The 20,763-nt window shown below is 63.9% G+C and carries 11 protein-coding genes and 1 pseudogene; 3 read left to right on the plus strand and 9 right to left on the minus strand.

What is annotated here, in order from left to right:
- Positions 1-49: 49 nt before the first annotated feature.
- Positions 50-10,246 (minus strand): autotransporter-associated beta strand repeat-containing protein, encoded by a 10,197-nt coding sequence (locus GGR61_RS18935; protein ID WP_184623311.1) that lies wholly within the window; start codon positions 10,244-10,246, stop codon positions 50-52.
- Positions 10,247-10,954: 708 nt separating this feature from the next.
- Here GGR61_RS18935 and GGR61_RS18940 point away from each other — a divergent pair.
- Positions 10,955-12,766, plus strand: a complete 1,812-nt coding sequence (locus GGR61_RS18940; protein WP_184623351.1) for a GGDEF domain-containing phosphodiesterase — start codon at positions 10,955-10,957, stop codon at positions 12,764-12,766.
- 108 nt (positions 12,767-12,874) lie between these two features.
- Here GGR61_RS18940 and GGR61_RS18945 read toward each other — a convergent pair whose 3' ends face one another.
- From GGR61_RS18945 to GGR61_RS21410, 4 genes and pseudogenes are all read right to left on the minus strand, one after another.
- The gene (locus tag GGR61_RS18945; protein WP_184623313.1) at positions 12,875-13,465 is read right to left on the minus strand and encodes a DUF1349 domain-containing protein; all 591 of its coding nucleotides are present in this window, start codon (positions 13,463-13,465) and stop codon (positions 12,875-12,877) included.
- Positions 13,466-13,513: 48 nt separating this feature from the next.
- A complete protein-coding gene (locus GGR61_RS18950; RefSeq protein ID WP_184623315.1) occupies positions 13,514-14,434 on the minus strand; it encodes a M14 family metallocarboxypeptidase in 921 nt (306 codons plus the stop codon).
- A 900-nt stretch (positions 14,435-15,334) separates the two neighbouring features.
- Complete coding sequence (locus GGR61_RS18960) at positions 15,335-15,592, minus strand: KGG domain-containing protein (protein WP_184408504.1); 258 nt, start codon at positions 15,590-15,592, stop codon at positions 15,335-15,337.
- Between the two features lie 178 nt (positions 15,593-15,770).
- Positions 15,771-15,908, minus strand: a pseudogene (locus tag GGR61_RS21410) (response regulator); the annotation flags it as partial.
- 84 nt (positions 15,909-15,992) lie between these two features.
- On the opposite strand from GGR61_RS21410, the gene GGR61_RS18970 reads away from it, so the two are divergent.
- Entirely contained in the window at positions 15,993-16,991 is a 999-nt protein-coding gene (locus GGR61_RS18970; RefSeq protein ID WP_184623321.1) for an NAD(P)-dependent oxidoreductase, read from the plus strand.
- Between the two features lie 38 nt (positions 16,992-17,029).
- Here GGR61_RS18970 and GGR61_RS18975 read toward each other — a convergent pair whose 3' ends face one another.
- The 4 genes from GGR61_RS18975 to GGR61_RS18990 all read right to left on the minus strand — a co-directional run bounded on the left by GGR61_RS18975 (position 17,030) and on the right by GGR61_RS18990 (position 20,463).
- Positions 17,030-17,392, minus strand: coding sequence for a hypothetical protein (locus tag GGR61_RS18975; protein ID WP_184408507.1), 363 nt, complete (start codon positions 17,390-17,392; stop codon positions 17,030-17,032).
- Positions 17,376-17,945 (minus strand): molybdenum cofactor guanylyltransferase, encoded by a 570-nt coding sequence (locus tag GGR61_RS18980; protein WP_184623323.1) that lies wholly within the window; start codon positions 17,943-17,945, stop codon positions 17,376-17,378. The genes GGR61_RS18975 and GGR61_RS18980 overlap by 17 nt, the downstream gene beginning before the upstream one ends.
- Before the next feature lie 37 nt (positions 17,946-17,982).
- A complete protein-coding gene (locus tag GGR61_RS18985; RefSeq protein ID WP_184623325.1) occupies positions 17,983-19,236 on the minus strand; it encodes a molybdopterin molybdotransferase MoeA in 1,254 nt (417 codons plus the stop codon).
- Positions 19,237-19,593: 357 nt separating this feature from the next.
- On the minus strand, positions 19,594-20,463 hold the full coding sequence (locus GGR61_RS18990; protein WP_184623327.1) for a Dam family site-specific DNA-(adenine-N6)-methyltransferase: 870 nt from the start codon (positions 20,461-20,463) through the stop codon (positions 19,594-19,596).
- Between the two features lie 56 nt (positions 20,464-20,519).
- On the opposite strand from GGR61_RS18990, the gene GGR61_RS18995 reads away from it, so the two are divergent.
- Positions 20,520-20,756: a helix-turn-helix transcriptional regulator gene (locus tag GGR61_RS18995; protein ID WP_184623329.1), complete on the plus strand. Its 237-nt coding sequence runs from the start codon at positions 20,520-20,522 to the stop codon at positions 20,754-20,756.
- Positions 20,757-20,763 lie beyond the last annotated feature (7 nt).

The following is a 20,763-nucleotide window of genomic DNA, read 5'->3' on the forward strand; positions in this document are numbered from 1 at the left end:
ACGCCCCGGCATGCCGGGGCGTTCTTTTTTCCTGCTTACCGGCGAGCGATCAGAAACTCACCCCCCAGGTCGCCTGGCCGCCATACGCAGTCTGGCCATCGCCGTTGAGTCCCTGCAGCGACAACGCCAAGCGGCTGTTGGGCGAGGTGATCAGGCTGACCCCCACTTCGCCGACCAGCGCATTCTTGGCAAGCGTGACGCTTTGCACGGTGAACTTCGCGTCGGTGTCGACAAAGCCTGCCGAACGCTGCACGAAACGGTCGCCGAACGCATGCCGCCAGCCTACCGCGGCGTACATCGACGTACGCGTGCCCAGTTCCCAGCGACCACGTACACCCACGGTACTGTTGGTGTAGTCGTCCTCGGCACTGTCCACCGATAGCCCGGCAATGCCGCCGCGCTCGTTGAAGCCGTCGGTCTTCAGACGTGTGTACTCGGCCGCGACGAACGGGCTGTACACCGCGTTGCCGGTGCGCAGGTTCCAGGACGCCTCCAGCGACACGGTGACGGCCTGTGCGTCGTAGTTGCTGGTCAAGCGCTCTTCGAGCACGCCGGGCAACATCACCCGACGCGTGCTGTCCACGTTGTAATCCGCATAGTCCACCGCACCCTGCAGGGAAAACGCGGACCAATCGGCCTGCCCGTACACGCCAACGTGGGTGCCATCGACATCGGCACGATCGCCCAACGCGCGCGACACGCTTTCGATGTCCTGATTGCCCACTGCAATGCCGACCACGCTGCGCTCGCCGACGCGGCGTTCCGCACCAGCCATGATGCCGTTGTCCTCGCGCCGCACCGACGCGGTATCGGCATCGCCGTCGATGCGATTGGGCAGGCTGCGCCCGGTGATCCACACCGTGGTGTCGCCGACCCGGGTGTCCTGACTGTCGCCACGCAGATGGTTGCCGACCCCGCTCATCAAAAAGCGGCTGTCCAGCAATGCGGTTGCCGTGCTGGCATGGCTTTCGCCGGACAGGGAGGCAAACGCGGTGCGGATCGCTTCCGGATCGTCGGGTAGCCGCACTACCGCCTGGTAGACAGGGCTGGTGGTCGGCAGTCCATCCACGGCCGCTGCAGTCGCCTGATGGTTGGGCGCGGTGACTGCATCGACCATCGCATCGGTATTGCGGCCGAACGAGACCGACAGCGTAGTCGCGGTGGTGCTGACGTTCGGATCGACGAAGGCGTAGTCGGAGACGACGTTGGTGAACTGGCCGGTGAGTCCGCCTGCCGCATTGATCACCGTAATCTGCGTGAACAACGGCAAGTCGGTTGCCCGAATCAGCTGCAAGGTGCTGCCCGGTACCAACGTGGCCGTTCCGCCCACGGTGACCGGCGTGATCGTTCCGCCGGCATTCGGGGTCACCTGCAAGGTGGAGCCGGAGCCGACCGTGGCATTGCCGCCGACGCTGAGCGTGCCGTTGCTGCCACCCACCGCCACGGTTCCCCCTGAGACCAGGCTGCCGACGCTGCCACTGCCGGTAAGCGTGGCGCCCGGCGCCACCGTGACCAGCCCGCCCAAGGCCGCGCCCGGATTGGCTGGGTTGCCCACGCTCAAGACGCCTGCGGCAACCGTGGTCGGTCCAGTGAAACCACTGCTGTTTGCAGTGAACAGCAAGGTCCCGGCGCCATCCTTGAGCAGGCTACCGGTGCCCGACAAGGTTCCAGCGTAGGTGCCATTGGTGTTCTGCTGAAATACCAGCGCGCTGTTGGCGGTGATAGTGCCCTGCAGGCTGGTGGTATTGCCGATCAGCGTGCCGGCGTTGATGGTGGTGCCACCGAGATAGCCATTGACGCCGTCCAGGGTGACTGCGCCGGTGCCGGTCTTGATCAATGCACCGCTGCCGCTGATGTTGCCGGCAAACGTGCCGTCGCCGGCCTGGTCGAACACCAGGGTGGCGTTGTCGACGATGTTGCCCTGCAGGCTGGTGGTGTTGCCGACCAGACTGCCGCTGGCGATGGTGGTGCCACCGCTGTAGGTGTTGGGGGCGACCAGCGTCAATGTCCCCGTCCCCTGCTTGATCACGCTGCCGGTGCCGCTGACCGCCCCGGCAAACACGCCATCGGCGGCCTGATCGAACACCAGTGTGCCGTTGTCCACCACATTGCCCTGCAGGCTGGTGGTGTTGCCGATCAGGCTGCCGGCACTGATGATGGTGCCGCCGGTGTAGGTGTTGGGCCCGAGCAATTGCAGCGCGCCAGTGCCGGCCTTCTCCAGCGAGCCGGTGCCGCTGAGCGTGCCGGCATACACGCCGCCGGTGGTCTGGTTGAACACCAGCGCCGCGTTGTTGGCGATATCGCCCTGCAGGCTGGTGGTGTCGCCGATCAAGCTGCCGGCCGCGATGGTGGTGCCGCCCGTATAGCCATTGGCGCCGTTGAGCAGTAGCGCGCCTGCGCCCTCCTTGGTGACGCTGCCGGTGCCGGTGATCGAACCGGTGAACACGCCATTGGCGGTCTGGTTGAACACCAACGCGGCGTTGTCGACGATGGCGCCCTGCAAGCTGGCGCTGTCGCCCACCAATGTGCCGGCAGTGAGGGTGGTGCCGCCGGTGTAGCTGTTGCTGCCATCCAGCGTCAGCGTGCCGGTGTTGGTCTTGATCAACGCACCGCTGCCGCTGATGTTGCCGGCAAGGGTGAGGTCTGCCGGGTTGTCGACCGTGAGCGCTGCGCCCAATGTGACCGCATTGCCCAGTGCGGCTGCCACCGCAGTGCTCAGCACCGAATCGCCGATCACCGACACGGTGCCGGTGCCCAGTGCGTTGTCGCTGCCGACCGAGACCGTGCCATCGCTCAGCACAGTGCCGCCGGCATAGCTGTTGTTGCCACTGAGCGTGAGCGTGGACGCACCGGTCTTGAGCAGGCTGCCTGCGCCGCTGATCGCGCCGCTCAGGGTCAGGTCGTTGCTGCCGAGCACCGTCAACGCGCCATCGAGCACCACCGCATTGCCCACTGCCAATGCCTGGTCGGTATCGAGGCTGGTGCCGTTTGCCGCAGTCAGGGTACCGGTGCCCAGGGCCTGGGCATCGCCCAGGATCAAACTGCCGCCACCGAGCGCGGTGCCACCGGTATAGGTATTGGCGGCGCTCAACACCAGCGTGCCGGTATCGAGTTTCTGCACCGTGCCGGTGCCGCCGATGCTCACATCGACGGTGGCGGTGACGCCGGGATCCACACGGATGATGGTGTTGGCTGCATTGGCACTGAGCGCACCGGCGCCGGCATCGCTCAGCACATAGCCGTCGCTGACGAACTGCATGCCGGTGATGCCTTGGGTCCCCTGCACGCCCACATTGCCGGCGGTACCGGCGAATACCGCAAAACCGTTCTGCCAATCGCTGTTGGTCAGGCCATCGATCGCGCTCCAGTTGGTCGCGCCTGCGACCCATACGCCGGTGCCGCCCTCGATGCTGCCGTTGGCCGAGGTCTGCGCGCCATCCCAGAACTGCACGTTGCTGCCGGGCGACAGCACCACCACGTTGACCTCCTGGGCCAGTGCGGTCTGCAGCGCCAGTTGGGTCGGGTCCAGCGTGCCGGGGAGCGTGCCGAAGGCCATGCCGTTGTTGGTCAAGGCACCGGTGTAGTCGATCAAGCGATAGACGCCGGTACCGAAGCCACCGATGTCGGTGATGTTGAGCGTGCCGTCCAGGGTGAGGTCGCCATTGACCGCCAATACGCCGGTCTGGCTGGCCACCCCGAGGAAGGCATCGAGCGTGGCGTTGGTCGCCAGGCTCAGGTTGCCAGTGGTCAACTGCGACCCGCTGGTCACCACCAGACGGCCACCGTTGTTCACCGTAACTGCCGCATCGACCACACCGCTACCGCTTAGCGTGCCGCCGGTGCCCACGGTCAGGCCGCCTGCGCTGGCCAGGGTGCCATCCACGTCCAGCGTGCCCGCGGTGATCTGCGTGGTGCCGCCGAGCGAGGAGCTGCCGGTGAGCTGCAGCGTGCCGGTACCGACCTTGTCCAGATTGCCGGCATCGCTCAAGGTGCCTGCAAAGGTGCTGCTGACATTGTTGACGCCAAGCTGCAGCGTGTTGCCGCCCAACACCGCGACATTGCCCTGCCCGGTCACCGCGCCCAGCGCCGCATTGCTGCCGAGCGAGAGCGCAGCACCTGCCGCGACGTCCACGGTGCCGGTGTTGCCCAAGGTACCGGAGGCAGCGGTGGCGAGGACGCCAGCCTGCACCGATACCGGGCCGCTGAAGCTGTTGGCGCCGGACAAGGTCAAGCTGCCCGCGCCGGTCTTGGTCAACGCGCCTGCGCCACTGAGGACGCCGGTCAATGCCAGATCGTCCGCGCTGGCAATGGTCAGATTGGCGCCCAGGTTGATGCTGTTGCCCAATGCCAGCGCAATCGCATTGCTCAAGGTGGCATTGCCCAGCACCGACAAGCTGCCCACGCCCAACGCAGTGTTGCTGCCGACCGCCAGGGTGCCGGCGTTCAACACGCTGCCACCGACGTAGCTGTTGGCGCCGTCCAGGGTCAGCGTGGACGCACCGTTCTTGATCAGGCTGCCGACGCCGCTGATCGTGCCTGCCAGGGTCAGATCGTTGCTGCCGACAGAGCTCAGCGCACCATCGAGCACCACTGCATTGCCAATCGCCAATGCCTGATTGCTATCGAGGCTGGTGCCAGCTGACGCAGTCAGCGTGCCAGTGCCAAGCGCCTGCGCATCGCCCAGCACCAGGGTGCCGCCGCTGAGCGCGGTACCGCCGGTGTAGCTGCTGGCCGCATCCAGCACCAGGGTGCCGGTGTCGAGTTTCTGCAGCCCGCCCACGCCGGAGATGGCGACATCGATGCTGGCAGTGGCACCAGGATCGACGCGAATCGCGGTCAGCGGGTCGGTCACCGCCAGACCACCTGCGCCGACATCGGTCACGCGATACCCATCGGTGACGAACTGCAGGCCGCCGATGCTTTGCGTGCCCTGCACCCCCACCGTGCCGGCAGTGCCGGAAAACACCGCGAAATCGCCTTGCCAGGTGCTGTTGGCGCTGCCGTCCTGGCCGGTCCAGTTGGTCGCAGCGCCCCACGTGCCGGAGCCGCCATCGACGGTGCCGTTGGCGGTGGTCTGCACGCCATCCCAGAACTGCACGATGCTGCCGGGCGCGGTGACCACCAGATTGAGCTGCTGGCCGATGGAGGTCTGCAAGGCGAGCTGACTGATATCCACACTGCCGGGAAACAGGCCGATAGCCAGGCCGTTGTTGGTGAGCAGGCCGGTGTAATCGATCAGGCGATAGACGCCAGTGCCGAAGCCACCGATGTCGGTGATGTTGAGCGTGCCGTCCAGGGTGAGATTGCCATTGACCTCCAACAGCCGCGTGTTGCTCGGTGCTGCCAGTGAAACATCCACAAACGCACCCGACGCCAGCGACAAGCCGCCCACACTGAGCGACGAGCCACTGGTCAACGCAAGCCGGCCACCGTCGGCGATGGTCACGTTGCTGCCCACGCTGCCGGTGGTGCCGGTGCCGGTCAAGGTGCCGCCCAGCGCCACGTTCAACGCACTGGTGCCCAGGCTGCCAATGACATCCAGCGTGCCGCCGCTGACCTGCGTGGTGCCGCCGATCGCACTGGTGCCAAGCAAGCGCACGGTGCCGGTGCCGACCTTGTCCAGATTGCCGCCACCGCCCAGGCTGCCGGCAAAGTCGCCGCCACCCAGCTGCAATGTGCCGCCCGCATCGGTGTCGACATTCCCGGCGCCGCTGAGCACGTTGATCAGGCCACCGTTGGTGAGGTTCAACAGCGCCCCTGCCGCGACATCCACGTTGCTGGCATTGCCCAGCGCCGCGCCGGTGCTGGCCACCAACGTGCCGGCCTGGATCGCCAGCGGGCCGGTGTAGGTATTGCTGCCGCTCAAGGTCAAGGTGCCGGCGCCGGTCTTGATGAAGTCGCCCGCGCCGCTGATGGTGCCGCTGGCCAGCATGTCGGCTGCGGTGTCCACGCTGAGCGTTGCGCCCAGATCGATACCGTTGCCCAAGGCCACCGCAATCGCATTGCTCAGCGTCGCATTGCCAACGACCGAGAGATTGCCGGTGCCAAGCGCATCGTTCGCGCCAACGGCAATGGTGCCACCCGATAGCGTGGTGCCGCCGCTGTACGTGTTGGTTGCATTGAGCGACAACGTGGTCGTGCCGTTCTTGATCAGGCTGCCGGTGCCGGCGATGGCGCCGTTCAAACTGAGATCGTTGCTGCCGATCAGCGTGAGCTGATCGTTCAACTGCACCGTATTGCCCAAGCTCAGCGCGGTCGTGGCATCCAGTTCGGCAGCGCCGCCAACTAGCAGGCCACCGACGCCCAACGCACTGTCGTTGCCAAGCACCACACGCCCTGCATTCAGCGCAACACCGCCGCTGAAGGTATTGGCGTTGCTCAAGGTCAGCGTGGCCGCGCCTTGTTTATCGAGACTGCCGATGCCGCTGACGACGCCATTGAGCGTGATGTCCTGCGTTCCGGGCAGCGTCACTGCGCCATCCAGCGCCACCGCATTGGCCAAGGCCACGGCGGTGCTCGCATCCAGCGAGGTGCCAGCTGCGGCGGTCAGCGTGCCGACACCCAATGCGGTGTCGCTGCCGACCACCAATGCGCCGCTCTGCAACTGCAATCCGCCGGCCCAGCTGCTGTTGCCATTGAGCGTGAGCGTTTGCGTGCCGTTCTTGATCAGACTGCCGGCACCGTCGATCGCGCCATCGAGCGTGAGGTTCTGGCCATCGATGCCGAGTTGACCGGCGACGCTGAGCGCGTTCCGCAAGGTCACTGCGGTACTTGCAGTGAGCTGCGTGCCATCGGCAGCAGTGAGCGTGCCGGTGCCGAGCGCGGTATCGCTGCCGACCACCAAGGTGCCGGCGTCCAGCAACGTGCCACCCGCATACACATTGTTGCCGCTCAACGTGAGCGCACCCGTGCCCTGCTTGACCAGACTGCCTGCGCCACTCACGACGCCGGTCATGCCCAGAGCGTTGTTGCCGGTGACCGCAAGCGCACCATTCACCACGACGTCGTTGCCGATGGTCGTTGCAGTGGTGGCTTGTAGTTGCGTGCCGCCTGCCGCAGTGAGGACGCCGCTGCCCAGTGCTGCGCCATTGCCGATCAGCAGGCTGCCTGCATTGAGATCCACGCCGCCGGCAAACGTATTGGCGCCACCCAGCGTCAATGCAGCAGTGCCGTCCTTGACAACACCGCCTACGCCGCTGACCACGCCGTTGAGCGTGAGATTCTGGCTGCCGCCGAGCTGCAGATCCGCTTCCAGCGCAACGTTGTTGGCGACGACGCGTGCGGCGGTGCTGTCGAGCAACCCGCCGGCCACCGTCAAGGTGCCCAGACCCAACGCCGTGTCGCTGCCCAGGATCAGGCTGCCTGCACTCAGGCGCGTGCCGCCGGTGTAGCCGTTGTTACCCGAAAGGGTCAGGCTGGCCGGGCCAAGCTTGTTCAAGCTGCCGACGCCGCTGATGTCACCGGTCAAGGTCAGCGCGTTGCTGCCGCCCACATTGACCAGTCCTGCCAGCGCAATCGCATTGGCGAGCGTGCTCACGGTTGCGTTGTCCAGCGTGGTGCCGGCCGCAGCAGTGAGTGCACCGGTACCGAGTGCGGTGTCGCTGCCCACCGTAAGCTTGCCCGCGCTGAGCGTGGTGCCGCCGCTATACAGATTGTTGCCGCTCAACAGGAGATCGCCGCTGCCGGATTTGATCAGACTCCCGTTACCGGTGACAGCGCCGCTCAACGTCAGGGCTTGCGCACCGTTGAGGGTCAATGCGCCGGTGGTCAGCGCAATCGCATTGCTCAGCGAGGTGGCTGCCGTATTTTGCAGCGTCGCGTTGCCGGTGACGTTCAACGCGCCCGTACCGAGTGCCGCGCCGCCGGCCACCTGCAAGGTGCCGGCATTGAGACCGGTGCCACCGGTGTAGGTGTTCAGGCCGCCCAGCGTGAGCGTGCCGGTGCCGAGTTTGTTCAATGCGCCGGCACCGCCAATGGTGCCAGCCAGGTTCAATGCGTTGCCGCTGCTGCCCACGTCCAGCGTGCCGGTGAGCGCAATCGTATTGCCCAGTGTCGTGGCAGCGATTGCATCCAGTTGGCCGCCGCTTGCGGTCAGCGTGCCGGTGCCCAGTGCCGCATTCGCACCGACCACCAAGCGCCCGGTGCTCAGCGTGGTGCCGCCGGTGTAGGCGTTGTTACCGGTCAACGTGAGATCGCCTGCGCCGCTCTTGATCAGGCCCTCGCCGCCGTTGATGGTGCCGCTCAGCGTCAGCGCCTGCGCGCCGGTGAAGTTCAACGGCCCATCAAGGCTGATGTTGTTGGCAACGCTCAACGGAGCACTGCTGCTGAGGTTGGACGCACCGGTGACATTCAATGCACCGGTACCCAAGGCGCTGGCGTTGCCGAGCTGCAAGGTTCCCGATGCCAGCGTGGTCCCGCCGGTGAAGGTATTGCTGCCGTTGAGTGCGAGCGTGCCGTTGCCGGTCTTGTTGATACCGCCAGCGCCGGCAAGCGTGCCGGTCAAGGTCAGCGCATTGCCGCTGGCGCCCAGGCCCAGGGTATTGGTCAGCGCAACGTTGTTGGCCAGGGTCAGCGCAGTGGTGGTATCCAACTGCCCACCGGCAGCTGTCACCGTACCGGCACCCAGCGCCGTATTTGTTTCGAGTAGCACCGTGCCTGCACCCAGCGTGGTGCCACCGGCATAGGTGTTGGTGCCACCCAGCGTGAGCGTGCCCGCACCGACCTTGGTCAGCGCGCCGGTCCCGCTGACCGTGCCGCCAAGCCGTATCGCGTTTGCGCCACCGATGCTGACGGCGTTGTTGAGCACAAACGCATTCGCCAGGTTCACTGCCGCACCTGCCAGCAGGCTGCCACCGGAGGCGTTGACGGTTCCTGTGCCCAATGCACTGTTGTTACTGACAGTGAGCGCGCCGCCGACCAGATTGACGCCGCCGCTGAAGGTGTTTGCGCCGGTCAGGCTCACGCCGCCGGTGCCGGTCTTGGTCAGTGCGCCAGTGCCGGTGATCGGGCTGGACACCGTCAAACTGTTGCTGCCTTGCAGGGTCAAGCCTCCCGCACCCAGCGCGATACCGGCTGTGGGATTGAGGGTGAGCCCGGCAGCAGTGGCCTCCAGCGCGCCACCGTTGGCGGTGATGCTGGTCCCCAGCTGCGCGGGATTGACGAACTGCAAGACGCCGCCATTGAGTGCGCTGGTGCCGAAGTTGCTGCCGCCCCCCACCGACCAGGTGCCGCTATTGACCCGCAACCTGCCGAAATTGATGTATTGCGCCGTGCTCAGCGATCCGACGCCGGTGCTGCCGCTGCCGGTCCCCGTTGCCGCGTTTTGTAGGATCAGCGTATTGGTTCCGCCTGCACCGCCATCCACCACGCCGGTCTGCGCAAAGCTGAGCAAGCCACCGGGGCCCAGCAATTCCAGCGCCAGTCCACCGCCACTGTTGACGCTGCCGCCCGTCACGGCAGTGAAGCTGTTGGTGCTGCCCGCACCCATCGACACGCTGCCGTTGATGGTGCCGGCGTTGACAAAGGTATTGCCTGTGGTCGAGCTCTGGAAGCCCACGCGGCCGTTGATGGTGCCGGTGTTGACTGCATTGACGGTGCCGCCGCCGGTCACCGCAATCACCGGGGTATCGGAACTCAGTACCGACACATCCAACAATGCACGGCTATCGATCAGCCCGGCGTTGTTGATCTGCACGACGCCAGTGTTGGCCGAGGTGATGCCAAGCGCCATGCCGTCGAGATTGAGCAGGTTTGCTCCAAGCACGCCGCCGGTGCCGTAAATCACGCCAGTTGCGAGGTTGTTGGCGGTCACCGCTGTGGAACTGGCGTTCCCCATGGTGACGCCGGTGCTCAATACCGACAACAGGCCAAGCACCGACGGATCGACCGTCCCGCTGTTGTTGAACGTGGAATTGGTGCCGCTGAGCGCAACGGCGGTGCCCCCAAGCAGCCCGGCGGTCATTTGCGTGCCTGCGGCAACGTTCACGGTCAGGCTGTTTGCGCCGCTTGCGAAGCTGTTGCTGGTGATTGGCAGCCCCGTGCAGTTGACGGTTGCGCCCGCCGCAGGGAGCGCTGGCGTGCACGCCCCCCAGGCCAGGACAGGTGCGGCGGCCCCCACCGCCAGGACGACCAGGCACGGCAAACTGCGGCGGGTTGCCCCGGGCTTGCGCCGCCGACGCACCAACTCGTGCGTCACGACCCAATTGCCGATTGCTGCATTCCAGACCAGCGCAAATGCACGATTCATTGCTTCCCCCTGATTGCCACGTAGAGACGGACATGCACCCCGTGCATACCCGCCAAGACAAGATTTGGATTTACTGCCGCGTCTGTTTAATTCGACGTCCACACACACGCAGATCAATCAGTGCATGCCGTTTAATACCACTTTTTTATTCGTCATCACGGCGGATTAACACACGAAGCGATGTTACCGAAATGTGCCGGATATCACTAACCACGCCGATTTCCGCTATAAATACGCAATATGTGAGCCTGTTTGCTTGCGCCCGCCAGTTCCTGCCCCGACATCGAGTTGCCACTTGATCACAGAATATCGGCGTAAAACACCGGGATATATGTCGATTTTCATGCAATCGAATGAGTCATCCCGCTTCGCGAAAGCGACCTCATGCAACCACTACAGCCTTAAACGAACGGAACAATAAAGTGACGCAACGAGAAGCACCTCCCCCTTGAGCCCGTTTTATTCCGGATGTGTTCGTTTTACTGCCAGCCCATCCTGCAAATTATAGAGATAATACCAATGCAAAAAAAAAGCCATCGATCCACGTCCCTGAGGTGTATATCGTCATCGTCGCGAGTCATTTTATTGTCGAGCCCGCCCCGCTGTAACGGCACGTTTCATCGTCGCCGGTGAGCGAATTTGCACTTGTGTTTTTGACGCTCATCACTTATCGATGACCTCGGTTTGTTTCTAGTGGCCATGTGGTATGTGATCCTCAACACGGAACCTGACGACATGACGCTTGTGCTGGACGACAAAACACAGGGCCGTCAATTCGACTGGTCGGGAGTGCCGATCGATCTCGGCGGAATGGAGCCGCTGGAGCAGATCGCACGTCTGCTCTGCCACGCGTTGGTGGCGCCTGCGGCGGCATTGACCATTACCGAAGGCGGTCGGTTGCGTGTGCTGGCGGCACGAGGCATCAGCACCGAGCATGTGCAACAGGCAATTGCGCTGTGCCAACAGGTTCCTGCCGCGAGCAATGGCGTGTCCGAGTTGATAGAGGGTGCAGCGCTGGAACCGATTCAACTGGGCGATGCGGCATTTCCCGGCTTGCCGGCACGGTTCATTGCCTGCGTGCCGGTCGGCACGCCACAAACCGGCGTGTCCGGCACGTTGTGCGTGATCGATACGCGCGAGCGTCGCCTGGCCAGTCAGGAGCATCAACAGCTGCTGATGTTTGCCAACGTGGCAGCGGCGCAACTCGAACTGCAGTTTGGCGCCGGCCGCCGTGAACCGCACAGCGGGCTGCTCAATGCCCGGCAGTTGCAATCGGACCTGGACGCACTGGCCTTCGGTAGCCACTGCCTGCCGACGATTGCCGCCTTTATCGAGGTCTACGACAACCAGGCTGCCAACGAGGCGCATCAGGCGCTGGGCATGCAGCCGCTGGAAGAGCTGATTCGTCATGCCGGCTACGTGTTGACGCGCGCCTTGCGCGGCAAGGCCACCGTGTACCACGTGGCTTCGATGCGGTTTGCATTTTTCCTGCTGAATTCGGCACCCGACGAGATGGAAGACCTGTTGCTCGATCTGCGCGACATGTTGCAGCTGCCGGTGGATGCCGCCGGTGTCCCGATGTCGCTGACCTTCCATGCCGGCGTCGTGCGCTTCGCACCGCAGCTACCAGACACCAACGATGTGATGCGCAAGGGATTGGTTGCATTAGGCGATGCAATCAATCACCACGCCATCGTGTGCTGGTACGACGCCTCCCACGACGATGCCATTCAACGCTCCTACCGGCTGGCGCAGGACGCCGAGAAGGCATTGAAAGCAGGCGATTTCCGCCTGGTCTACCAGCCGCGCATCAACCTGGAGGATCTGTCGGTCACAGGGTTTGAAGCCCTGCTGCGCTGGCATCACGTCATGCTGGGCCCGATCGGCCCGGACGAATTCATCCCGTTGTTCGAAAAGACCGCGCTCATGTGTACCGTCACCAATTGGGTGATCGAAAGCGCATTGGTGCAGTTGGCGCAATGGCGCGCACAGGGGCTTGATGTCTGCTTGTCCATCAATCTGTCGTCGCGCGATTTCGGCAACCTCAATCTCGCTGCGGACGTGATCAATCGCTGCAATACGCTGGCGATTCCGACCACCCGGATCGAACTGGAAATCACCGAAGGCCGCTGGTTGCGTAGCAATGTCGAGGCAGTGCCACGGCTGCGCGCCTTGCGCGATGCCGGAGTGAGCGTGGCCATCGACGATTTCGGTACCGGCTACAGCAACTTCGGCTATCTCACCGAGTTGCCGGTCAACGTGCTCAAACTGGATCGCTCGCTGGTCACCGGTATCGGCAACAAGGCGGGCATGCAGGTGCGTGCAGAAGCGGTGGTACGCCTGGCCAGTGCACTGGGGTACCGCACCGTGGCCGAAGGCATCGAACATGCCGACGAGATCGCGTTGCTGCGCAGTTGGGGATGCGACGAGGCGCAAGGCTATCTGCTCTCCAAACCGATGGAAGCCCACCTGATTGCGGACTACGTGCGCGATGCGGCACGCCGCAAATGCCTGCCGTGATGTGCGGCTGACGGCGTGGGGACAGCCGCGCCCGCGCCGTCGGGTGCTGGCGCGATAGGCTACCGGCACAGAGCGCACAGCTTCTTTCAGTAAGCGGCAAACGCGCACTCAACTCAGATCGTGCAGATCCTTGCCGAGCGGTGCAGTCAATGCCCACTCCGAGAAGCCCACCTTCAGGCCGGCGCGCTCAGGTGTGCAACACATCGGGCCGACAAGGTAGCCGCTTGCCACCGGAAACGGGCACAGCCTGACCAGCGGCCAGCTGTGTCCATCGGCAGATACCTGCAGGCGCAGCGCCCCGTCGGCAACGGTCGCACGCATCCAGAAATCCTCAGGGTCGGCCTCGTATGGGCCTGTTGACCAATCCGACAGCGGGTTGCTCAACACACTGCTGAGCATGGCGCGACCATCGCTGAGTTCGATACCGGCCTTGAGCCAATGCTGCGCGTCCACGCGCACCATGATGCCGGCCTGGTCGTAAAGCGATTCGTAGTGCGCACGCACCCGCAATTGCGCAGTGAAGCGGCAGGGTGCCTGCATGCCGAGAAAATGGCCACTGTCGCGGGTAAAACCGTAATGCGTCTCGCGCCAGAAATCGGTTGCCTGCTCGGTCACCACATCCAGCGTGTCGCCACTGATCTGCAGCGTTTTCGGCCGGTTGAGCCAGATCCCGCCGTGCCAGCCTGTGTCCTGCGTCATCGCGTTCTCCAAGCAAGTGAGCCGGGCAGCACGCTGCCACCCTGCCCTTCAGTTGTGCGCCAGCGCATGGTCCAGCGCTGCGCAGATCGCCGCCACCTGGGCTGCATTGCATTGCGCAGGCGTCGCGCGCGGGCTGTCCGGATACACCTCGGTGGTGGTGCGGTAGCGCGCATCGGTGACCCCGGCGCACAGGCCAAGGCGGCGCACCGGATAGTTGATGACGCCGTGGCCGACGACCGACGCGCCGATGATCTGCCCCTGCGCATCGGCCGGCGCGATATGGGTGACCTCTGCGACCGCCGCGATCACCGCCTGCTGAAATGCCGGCTGCGGGTCCTCGCTGTCGCCAACCAGATAGAAACCGTCGGGAATGCTGCCCGGCTCGAAGGCAAGCCCGTCGCGTGCCGCCAGCGCGGGCCGGAATTCGCTTTCGTCGCTATCGGTGGTTTCATGCAGATCGATATGTACCAACATCTGCCCGGTGGTTGCGGCGACCAACTGCATCAGCGCGGCCGACTCCGCGGCCTGGCTGTTGTCGCGGAATGCACGGTTAGGGTCGATCGCCTCGGCATTCCAGCGCTGGATACGCTCATACCCCCACGGATTGACGCAGGGCACCACCAGTAGATTGATCCGGCCGGCATAGTCCGCTGCGCGTTGCTGCAGGAACTGCAATGCACCGTGGACCCCGCTGGTTTCATAACCGTGCACGCCGCCGGTGACCAGTGCGCAGGGCAGCGATGGATCCCAGTTGGCACTGCGCAGTGCCATCAGTGGGTATTGCTCGGGCGCCTGGCCGATCGTGCCGTAGCGCACGCGTGTGTAGCGTGCATCCAGTGCATCGATCGGCTGCAGGACATCGCTTGCATAGCTGCGCTGTTGCAGTTGACGCGCGCACCATGCGGCGCGTTCCTGCTCGCCCCACGCACGTCCGGGTGTGCCGATCGGATAAGTCAGGTGCGCTGTCATCGTGAGCAACCGTCTGCCAGAAGACCGGAAAGAGTAAACCCAACGCAGCAGCGCGTCAGCCCCACGCAGCATGTGCGCACCCGACACTGACGCTTGCCCGGACATGGCGCAGACATCGCAAGGCCCCGCAGTGCCAAGCCGATTGGAGATGCCGAGTTTGCCGACCCAGCCTGTGTCAGCCGATCACGTGTTTGCGGTGACGCCCGGGATCGCATCGCGCACCAGAAATTTTCGCTCAATGCGTGAACATGCTTCAGCGACAGTCGGCCATCGCCTGTTCCTGCGGCAGCAGCAGCTCGCACACGCACGACGTTTCGCTATCGCCCACCGTCCTTCCGGCAGCGAGCAATGTCGTGCAGGTGGCGATCGCCCGGTGTTCGAACCCACAACGGGTCATCGCACCGTCGATGATCTCGTCGGAGCTGGAAAATTTCCAAGGTTTGTTGGGCAGACTGGCAGCGCCTTACCGAACGCAAATGCTTGGCGGACGATCCGAATGCGCGAGGTAGCACGTCAGGGGGTCGATCAACGATGTCTGCGATGGACCGATGCGTACATATCTTGCCGACACCGTGCCGGCATACATGACAAGAGTGAAAATTTTCCCTGCAATCGATCTCAATGCCTGGGAGTGAATGCAAAAATTTCCGACCGGCCGGGAATGCGTTGCGCATCGGACTGTCGGCGGCCATCTCGCGCCAGCTGTGCATCCATTCAGAAATTGCCACACGTGCCATGAAATCGATTGCCTGCACCGGCGTCATCGAACCGTACAAACATGGCGTTCATAACGACACGCCCCCGCCCCGTAGCGGTGCGGGGGCGTGCCCCTCCCTCGTGTATCAGCCGTGTATCAGCGCGCTAAAGAGCCACACGCCAGTGGCGTGCCGATTGCGTGCTTTACGCGGATTCTTCCTGCGGCTTGGCCTGCTTGGAGCGGCCTCCCTTGCTGCCGATACGCGACATGTGATCGCGGTCGCGGCTCACTGCCTGGCCGCCCTTGCGACCTGCCTCACGTGCTTCGTCGCTGGTGAATTCATGCGCATTGCCGCTGGCGTGCGCTGCCTTGCCGCCGCTACTGGCCAACACGCGGCGCTTTTCAGGATCCAATGCGGCAAAGCCGCGCCGGCTACGAGTAACGTTCTGTACGTCTTCCACTGTGCCTCCTCTCGATGCTTCGGTTACGCCATTGGTGATTGAGGTAACGCAACAATCGTGCCAACTCGCAAACTCAAGCAATCCGGTGCACGGCCGGCACATGCGGAAAAAACAGCTGCGCTCGCCGTGCAAATATTGCACTCCTGCCCTGCTCGCCGTGTGCATCGGTCCAGCCCGCATCGATCTCCACCACGTCCGCTCGCCGGCACTGCAGCGCATGTGCCAACCCACCGACCGCGGCCATATCGTCGCGCGCCAAGGCACGGCACAGTTCGCCGATCTGCCTTTCGGTATCGTTGATCAACAAACCACGCAGTGGCGGCGGTCACGCGTGTGGACGTGGCCTGAGGGAGCCATGCACCATGCCGCCGGTGCGAGCCATCTTTTCGGAGTCCGTCTGATGCCGTTGTTTCCGCTGTTCGCAAACCTGCAAGCCCGTGCCGTGCTGGTCATCGGCGGTGGCGAGGTCGCCACGCGCAAGGTGCTGGCGCTGCTCAAGGCCGGTGCGCATATCCGGCTGTACGCACACGCGCTGTCGCCGGAGCTTGCCGTGTTGATGCAGGCCGGCCGCTTCGAGCAACTGGGCGGCGAGTTCGATCCTGCCTGGATCGATGACGTCTGGCTGGTGGTCGCCGCCACCGACGACGGCGATTTGAATCACCGTGTCGCCGCCGCTGCCGGCGCGCGTCAGCGCCTGGTCAATGTGGTGGACGACGCGGAGCTCTCGACCTATCAAGTGCCGGCGATCGTGGACCGCGACCCGCTGGTCATCGCCATTTCCTCGGCAGGCGCCGCACCAATGCTGGCACGCCGCCTGCGCGAACGGCTGGAGCGTGAACTGGATGCCTCGGTCGGCCGCTTCGCCGGACTGTTCGCACGCCACCGCGAACGCATCCGCAGCCAGTTCCCCGACATGAATCGGCGCCGGCGCTGGTTCGATCGCGTCATCGATGGCGAGGTGCCGTTGCTGCTGCAGGCTGGCAACGATGACGCCGCCGAAACCGCGTTCACCGCGGCACTGGACGATGCCGGCGCGGTGCCGGCACGTGGCAGCGTGCAACTGGTCGGCACCGGCCCGGGCGATCCCGGGCTGCTGACCTTGAAGGCGCTGCGTGCGATGAATCTGGCCGACGTGCTGCTGATCGACAGTGATATCCCCGACGCCGTGCTCGAACTGGCACGACGCGATGCCTCCCGCCGCGTGTTGCCGCAATCGGCCAACGCCCAACACCAACTCCTTCTCGAACTGGCCAACGACGGCCTGCACGTGGTGGCATTGCGTAGCGGTGCCGGCTACGACGATGCCGATGCTGTTGCAATTGAAGCTGCGCTACGCGAGCGTGGCCTGGCCTGCGACCGTGTACCAGGCGTTGCAGCAGCAACCCAGACTGCCGCGTAAGCCACGCGCACGCATTGGCCCGATCGCACGCTCGGAAATCATGCCTTCGGAAATCGCTTGCGCGCACTGTCGCGCACATCGATATCGAAGCTCACGTGCAGCACCGTGGGTTCGGCATGCCCGGCACCTGCGTCGAAACTGAAACTCAAGCCGTCACGGCTCGGCAACTGTCGCGCATGCGCTTCCAACGCATCGCGCGGTACCGACAACTGCCAATGATCGTTGGCGCAATTGCAGGCGGCGTGCCCGCCGGTGAGGCTGACGCTGTGGCGCACCAGGCGCGCACCCTGCCCACTCGGCAAGCGGCTGAGATTCTCGACGCGGCGGCCGGCGAGCAACTCGGCCAGTTCGGCCTCGTCGATGCGGAACCGCACATGCTGACCTTCAAGCTGGATTTTCATGGATGAGCTGACTCCACTGCTCGGGCGTATTGCAATTGACGAACGCAGCGCGTTCGCTGGCGGTGACAGCCACGCGATGACACTGCAACGAGCGCTGCAGGGCGCGCAACGAACGCGACGAAGCATCACCGTCCATCAATAGGGACAGCGCGCCGCGCACGGCGCCATCCACGCACAGACGCATCGGCAACATCTCGTCCTCGAACGCGACGCAGCGCTGCGCTGATGGCGCCAGCAAACGGTCCAGCAATGACCTGGACAGCAGCGGCATGTCGACAGGCACCACCACCAGGGTCGTCGTATCGCTGACACGCTCGATCACGCTGACCAGGCCACCCAGAGGGCCAAGATCGGGTTGCGTGTCGGCGATACCGGCGTAACCGGCACGCGCACCGCTGATCAATACGGCGTGCGCGCCAGCCTCGCGCAGCACCGCCTGCATGTGCTCGAGCAGCGGACGTCCACGCCATGACAGCAACGCCTTGTCCTGGCCCATGCGCGAGGAGCGGCCACCGGCCAGCACCACGCCTGTCCATGGGGGTGCGGCGCTCATACGGCGCACGCCCATGCAGTGCGGTGCGTGGCAGCGATCACGGCATCAAGACCGGCGCGGCAGGCTGCAGATGGCCCAAACCGAACACCTCGGCCATCGTGATCGGCACGGCCGCATCGTCCTGTGGCTCCACCACCGCCCACACATTGGCCTGCAGCAATGGCGCCACGCGGAACGATTCTTGCTGCGGCAACACCTGCACCGCAAGCACGCCTGCCTCGCTGCAACATAGACGCGCACGCAGATGCTGGCGCCACAGCGGCCGAGCATCCAGCGGAGTGTCCAGCGCCACGCGCAGGCCGCGTTCGGCCGGCATGCCGAGCATTCCGCGCAACGCCGGCTCCGCGAAAAAACGCAACCCCGCAGCACTGGCCATCGGATTGCCCGGCAAACCGAGGTACAAGACACCATCGGCAAACCGCGCCAACAGCACCGGCTTGCCGGGCCGCACCGCGACCTTGTGAAACAGCAACGCCGCCGCATGCCGCGCCAACGCATCCGGCACGAAGTCGTAGCGACCACGCGACACCGCACCGGTGCTGAGAATCAGATCGGCGCCGGCCTGACGCGCCCGCATGAGTGCCGCATCGAACGCGGCATCGTCATCGCCTACCTGGCCCTGCCACACCAGCTCTGCGCCGGCAGCCTGCAACTGGCTGCGCAGGTAACTGCTGGTGCCGTCGCGGATCTGGCCTGGCAGCAACGGCTGCGCGGCATCGCCGACCAACTCGCGCCCGGTGGCGATCAACGCCACGCGCGGGCGTCGCACCACCTGTACCCGTTCGCATCCCACTCCCGCAAGCAACATCACATGCGCGCCGCGCAGCACCGTGCCGGCCTCGATTACGCGATCGTGCAACGCCACATCCTCGCCACGACGACGGATGTGCTGCCCTGCGCGCACATCCGCACGCAATACGATGCGACTGGGCCGTGTCTGCGTATGCTCCAGAATGTCCACGTGCTCGATCGGCACCACCGTATCGGCGCCCAGCGGCAAGCCGGCACCCGTCATCACCTCCCACGCCGTACCCGCCGCAGCGCTGAAGGCATCTTCGCCTGCTGCAATGGCGCCGCCGACCACATGCGTGCTGCCGGCTAGCGCGCCGCAGCCGGCAGTGGCCAAGGCAAATCCATCCATCGCGCTGTTATCGAAGGCCGGCAGTTCGGCCGGGCTCGACAATGGCTGCGCAAGCACACGCCCTTCGGCATCGGCACTGTCCACCCACTCGCTGGCAAGCACGGCGACTTGCTGATGGACCAGGGCAAGGGCATGGGCGTAGCTGATCATGGGCGAGGCGACGTCCGACCAATGGATGACATGGCTAGGATACCGGCCTCCAGGGCGCCGCGTGCATGCGTGGCAATGCGGCATCGCAGCGCAATGATCCGGAGCATTTTTGACGTCTCACCCGGCATGTGTGATGCGCCACAACCTTCTACGGATTGCTGACGATCACGCAACGCAAATGGCTTTGAAATTGTGAGAACTCTCCCGGCTCTGCCTTGGAGGCAGACGTTTGACATCTCCTGCAGTCCATTTGGGAAACTCCAAATCGTGAGCCGCAAAGCACACAAACTCGTGAGGGAAATCGCCAACACGCCAGCCCACCACTCTGGCAACACAGGCCACTAGGTTGCTAACAAATCAGTAGGTCAGTAGTAGACGGTCTGCCACCAATTCGGACTCAAGCGTTCGGCCGTCCATCTGAAACCTGCGCAGCATGGATCGGCCGCAGTTCACCAGCGCTTCGCGCTCAAACAGGCCAGCGGGCGGCTCAATTCGCACGATGTTATTCCCTGACTTTTTCGTACCGTCGATGCTCAAGGCCACATAGACCTCGCGCCGCTTGCACGCCGCGATGGCGTCAAACAAATCCGACAGCCGAAAGCTCTGCGCGCCATACAGGATCGACTGCGAGTCCACATAGGGCGGATCACAGTAAACTAAATCCCCAGGTCTAGCGCGCTCCATCAATTCGCGATAATCAGCATGGTGAAACTGCGTCCCTTTGATGCGCTGTTGCCAACTGTACGCGCGAGCCGCGAAATTATCGGGCGGCATGGGACGATGGGGACCGCAAGGAGTGGACATGAAGCCATCAAACTTCCGAAAGCGGATAACGCCACCATAGCAGGTACGTGAAAGAAACAGCAGATCAGCACCGTTGGCAGCACGATTATATGAGGCTAAGACAGATTTATATGCGTCGACCTTGCCCATTTCATCGATAAGATCATGCCGTTCCTGATACCAGGCAATCACTCGTTCCGGATCGTCTTTCAGAGTCGTCCAGATATCGATAAGCGGCCCGAAGACATCGCCAGCAATGGCGCGCTTGGGCGCGAGCGTGCCCAGCACGGCGCCGCTGCCGACGAATGGCTCAAGGTAGGTGTTGAAGGTGCGGGGGAAGTAAGAGATCAACTCCCCAGCGAACCGCTGCTTGTTGCCCACCCATTTCAGAAGTTGGCCCTTGAAGTTGCCGTTCGGCATGGACAAGCGGGTCAGTCTATTCATGCGCAAAGAATATCCTGAATTGGGATAGATAGCAAGCCCGCTCTACAGTTGTACCAATGACTAAGGCTCAAGACCGCCACGCGCTGCTTGCTCACCTGCTTCGCGATCTGCGGAATCAATCCGACCTGACTCAGACCGATGTGGCAAACGCCCTGGGCAAGCCGCAATCCTATGTAAGCAAGTATGAAAGCGGCGAACGCCGACTGGACCTTGTTGAGTTGGCTGATCTGTGTGTAGTCCTGGGCGTCAGTCTCCATGATTTGATTTCATTATTCGAGAAGGGGGAGCGGTGAGGGGAAA

It is taken from the genome of Xanthomonas sp. 3058, from assembly GCF_014199765.1.
Classification (GTDB): domain Bacteria; phylum Pseudomonadota; class Gammaproteobacteria; order Xanthomonadales; family Xanthomonadaceae; genus Xanthomonas; species Xanthomonas campestris_B.

Coding starts and splice junctions, on each gene's coding strand:
- GGR61_RS18935 (WP_184623311.1), bottom strand. CDS start 10,246: ATGAATCGTGCATTTGCGCTGGTCTGGAATGCAGCAATCGGCAATTGG.
- GGR61_RS18945 (WP_184623313.1), bottom strand. CDS start 13,465: ATGACGCAGGACACAGGCTGGCACGGCGGGATCTGGCTCAACCGGCCG.
- GGR61_RS18950 (WP_184623315.1), bottom strand. CDS start 14,434: ATGACAGCGCACCTGACTTATCCGATCGGCACACCCGGACGTGCGTGG.
- GGR61_RS18970 (WP_184623321.1), top strand. CDS start 15,993: ATGCCGTTGTTTCCGCTGTTCGCAAACCTGCAAGCCCGTGCCGTGCTG.
- GGR61_RS18975 (WP_184408507.1), bottom strand. CDS start 17,392: ATGAAAATCCAGCTTGAAGGTCAGCATGTGCGGTTCCGCATCGACGAG.
- GGR61_RS18980 (WP_184623323.1), bottom strand. CDS start 17,945: ATGAGCGCCGCACCCCCATGGACAGGCGTGGTGCTGGCCGGTGGCCGC.
- GGR61_RS18985 (WP_184623325.1), bottom strand. CDS start 19,236: ATGATCAGCTACGCCCATGCCCTTGCCCTGGTCCATCAGCAAGTCGCC.
- GGR61_RS18990 (WP_184623327.1), bottom strand. CDS start 20,463: ATGAATAGACTGACCCGCTTGTCCATGCCGAACGGCAACTTCAAGGGC.
- GGR61_RS18995 (WP_184623329.1), top strand. CDS start 20,520: ATGACTAAGGCTCAAGACCGCCACGCGCTGCTTGCTCACCTGCTTCGC.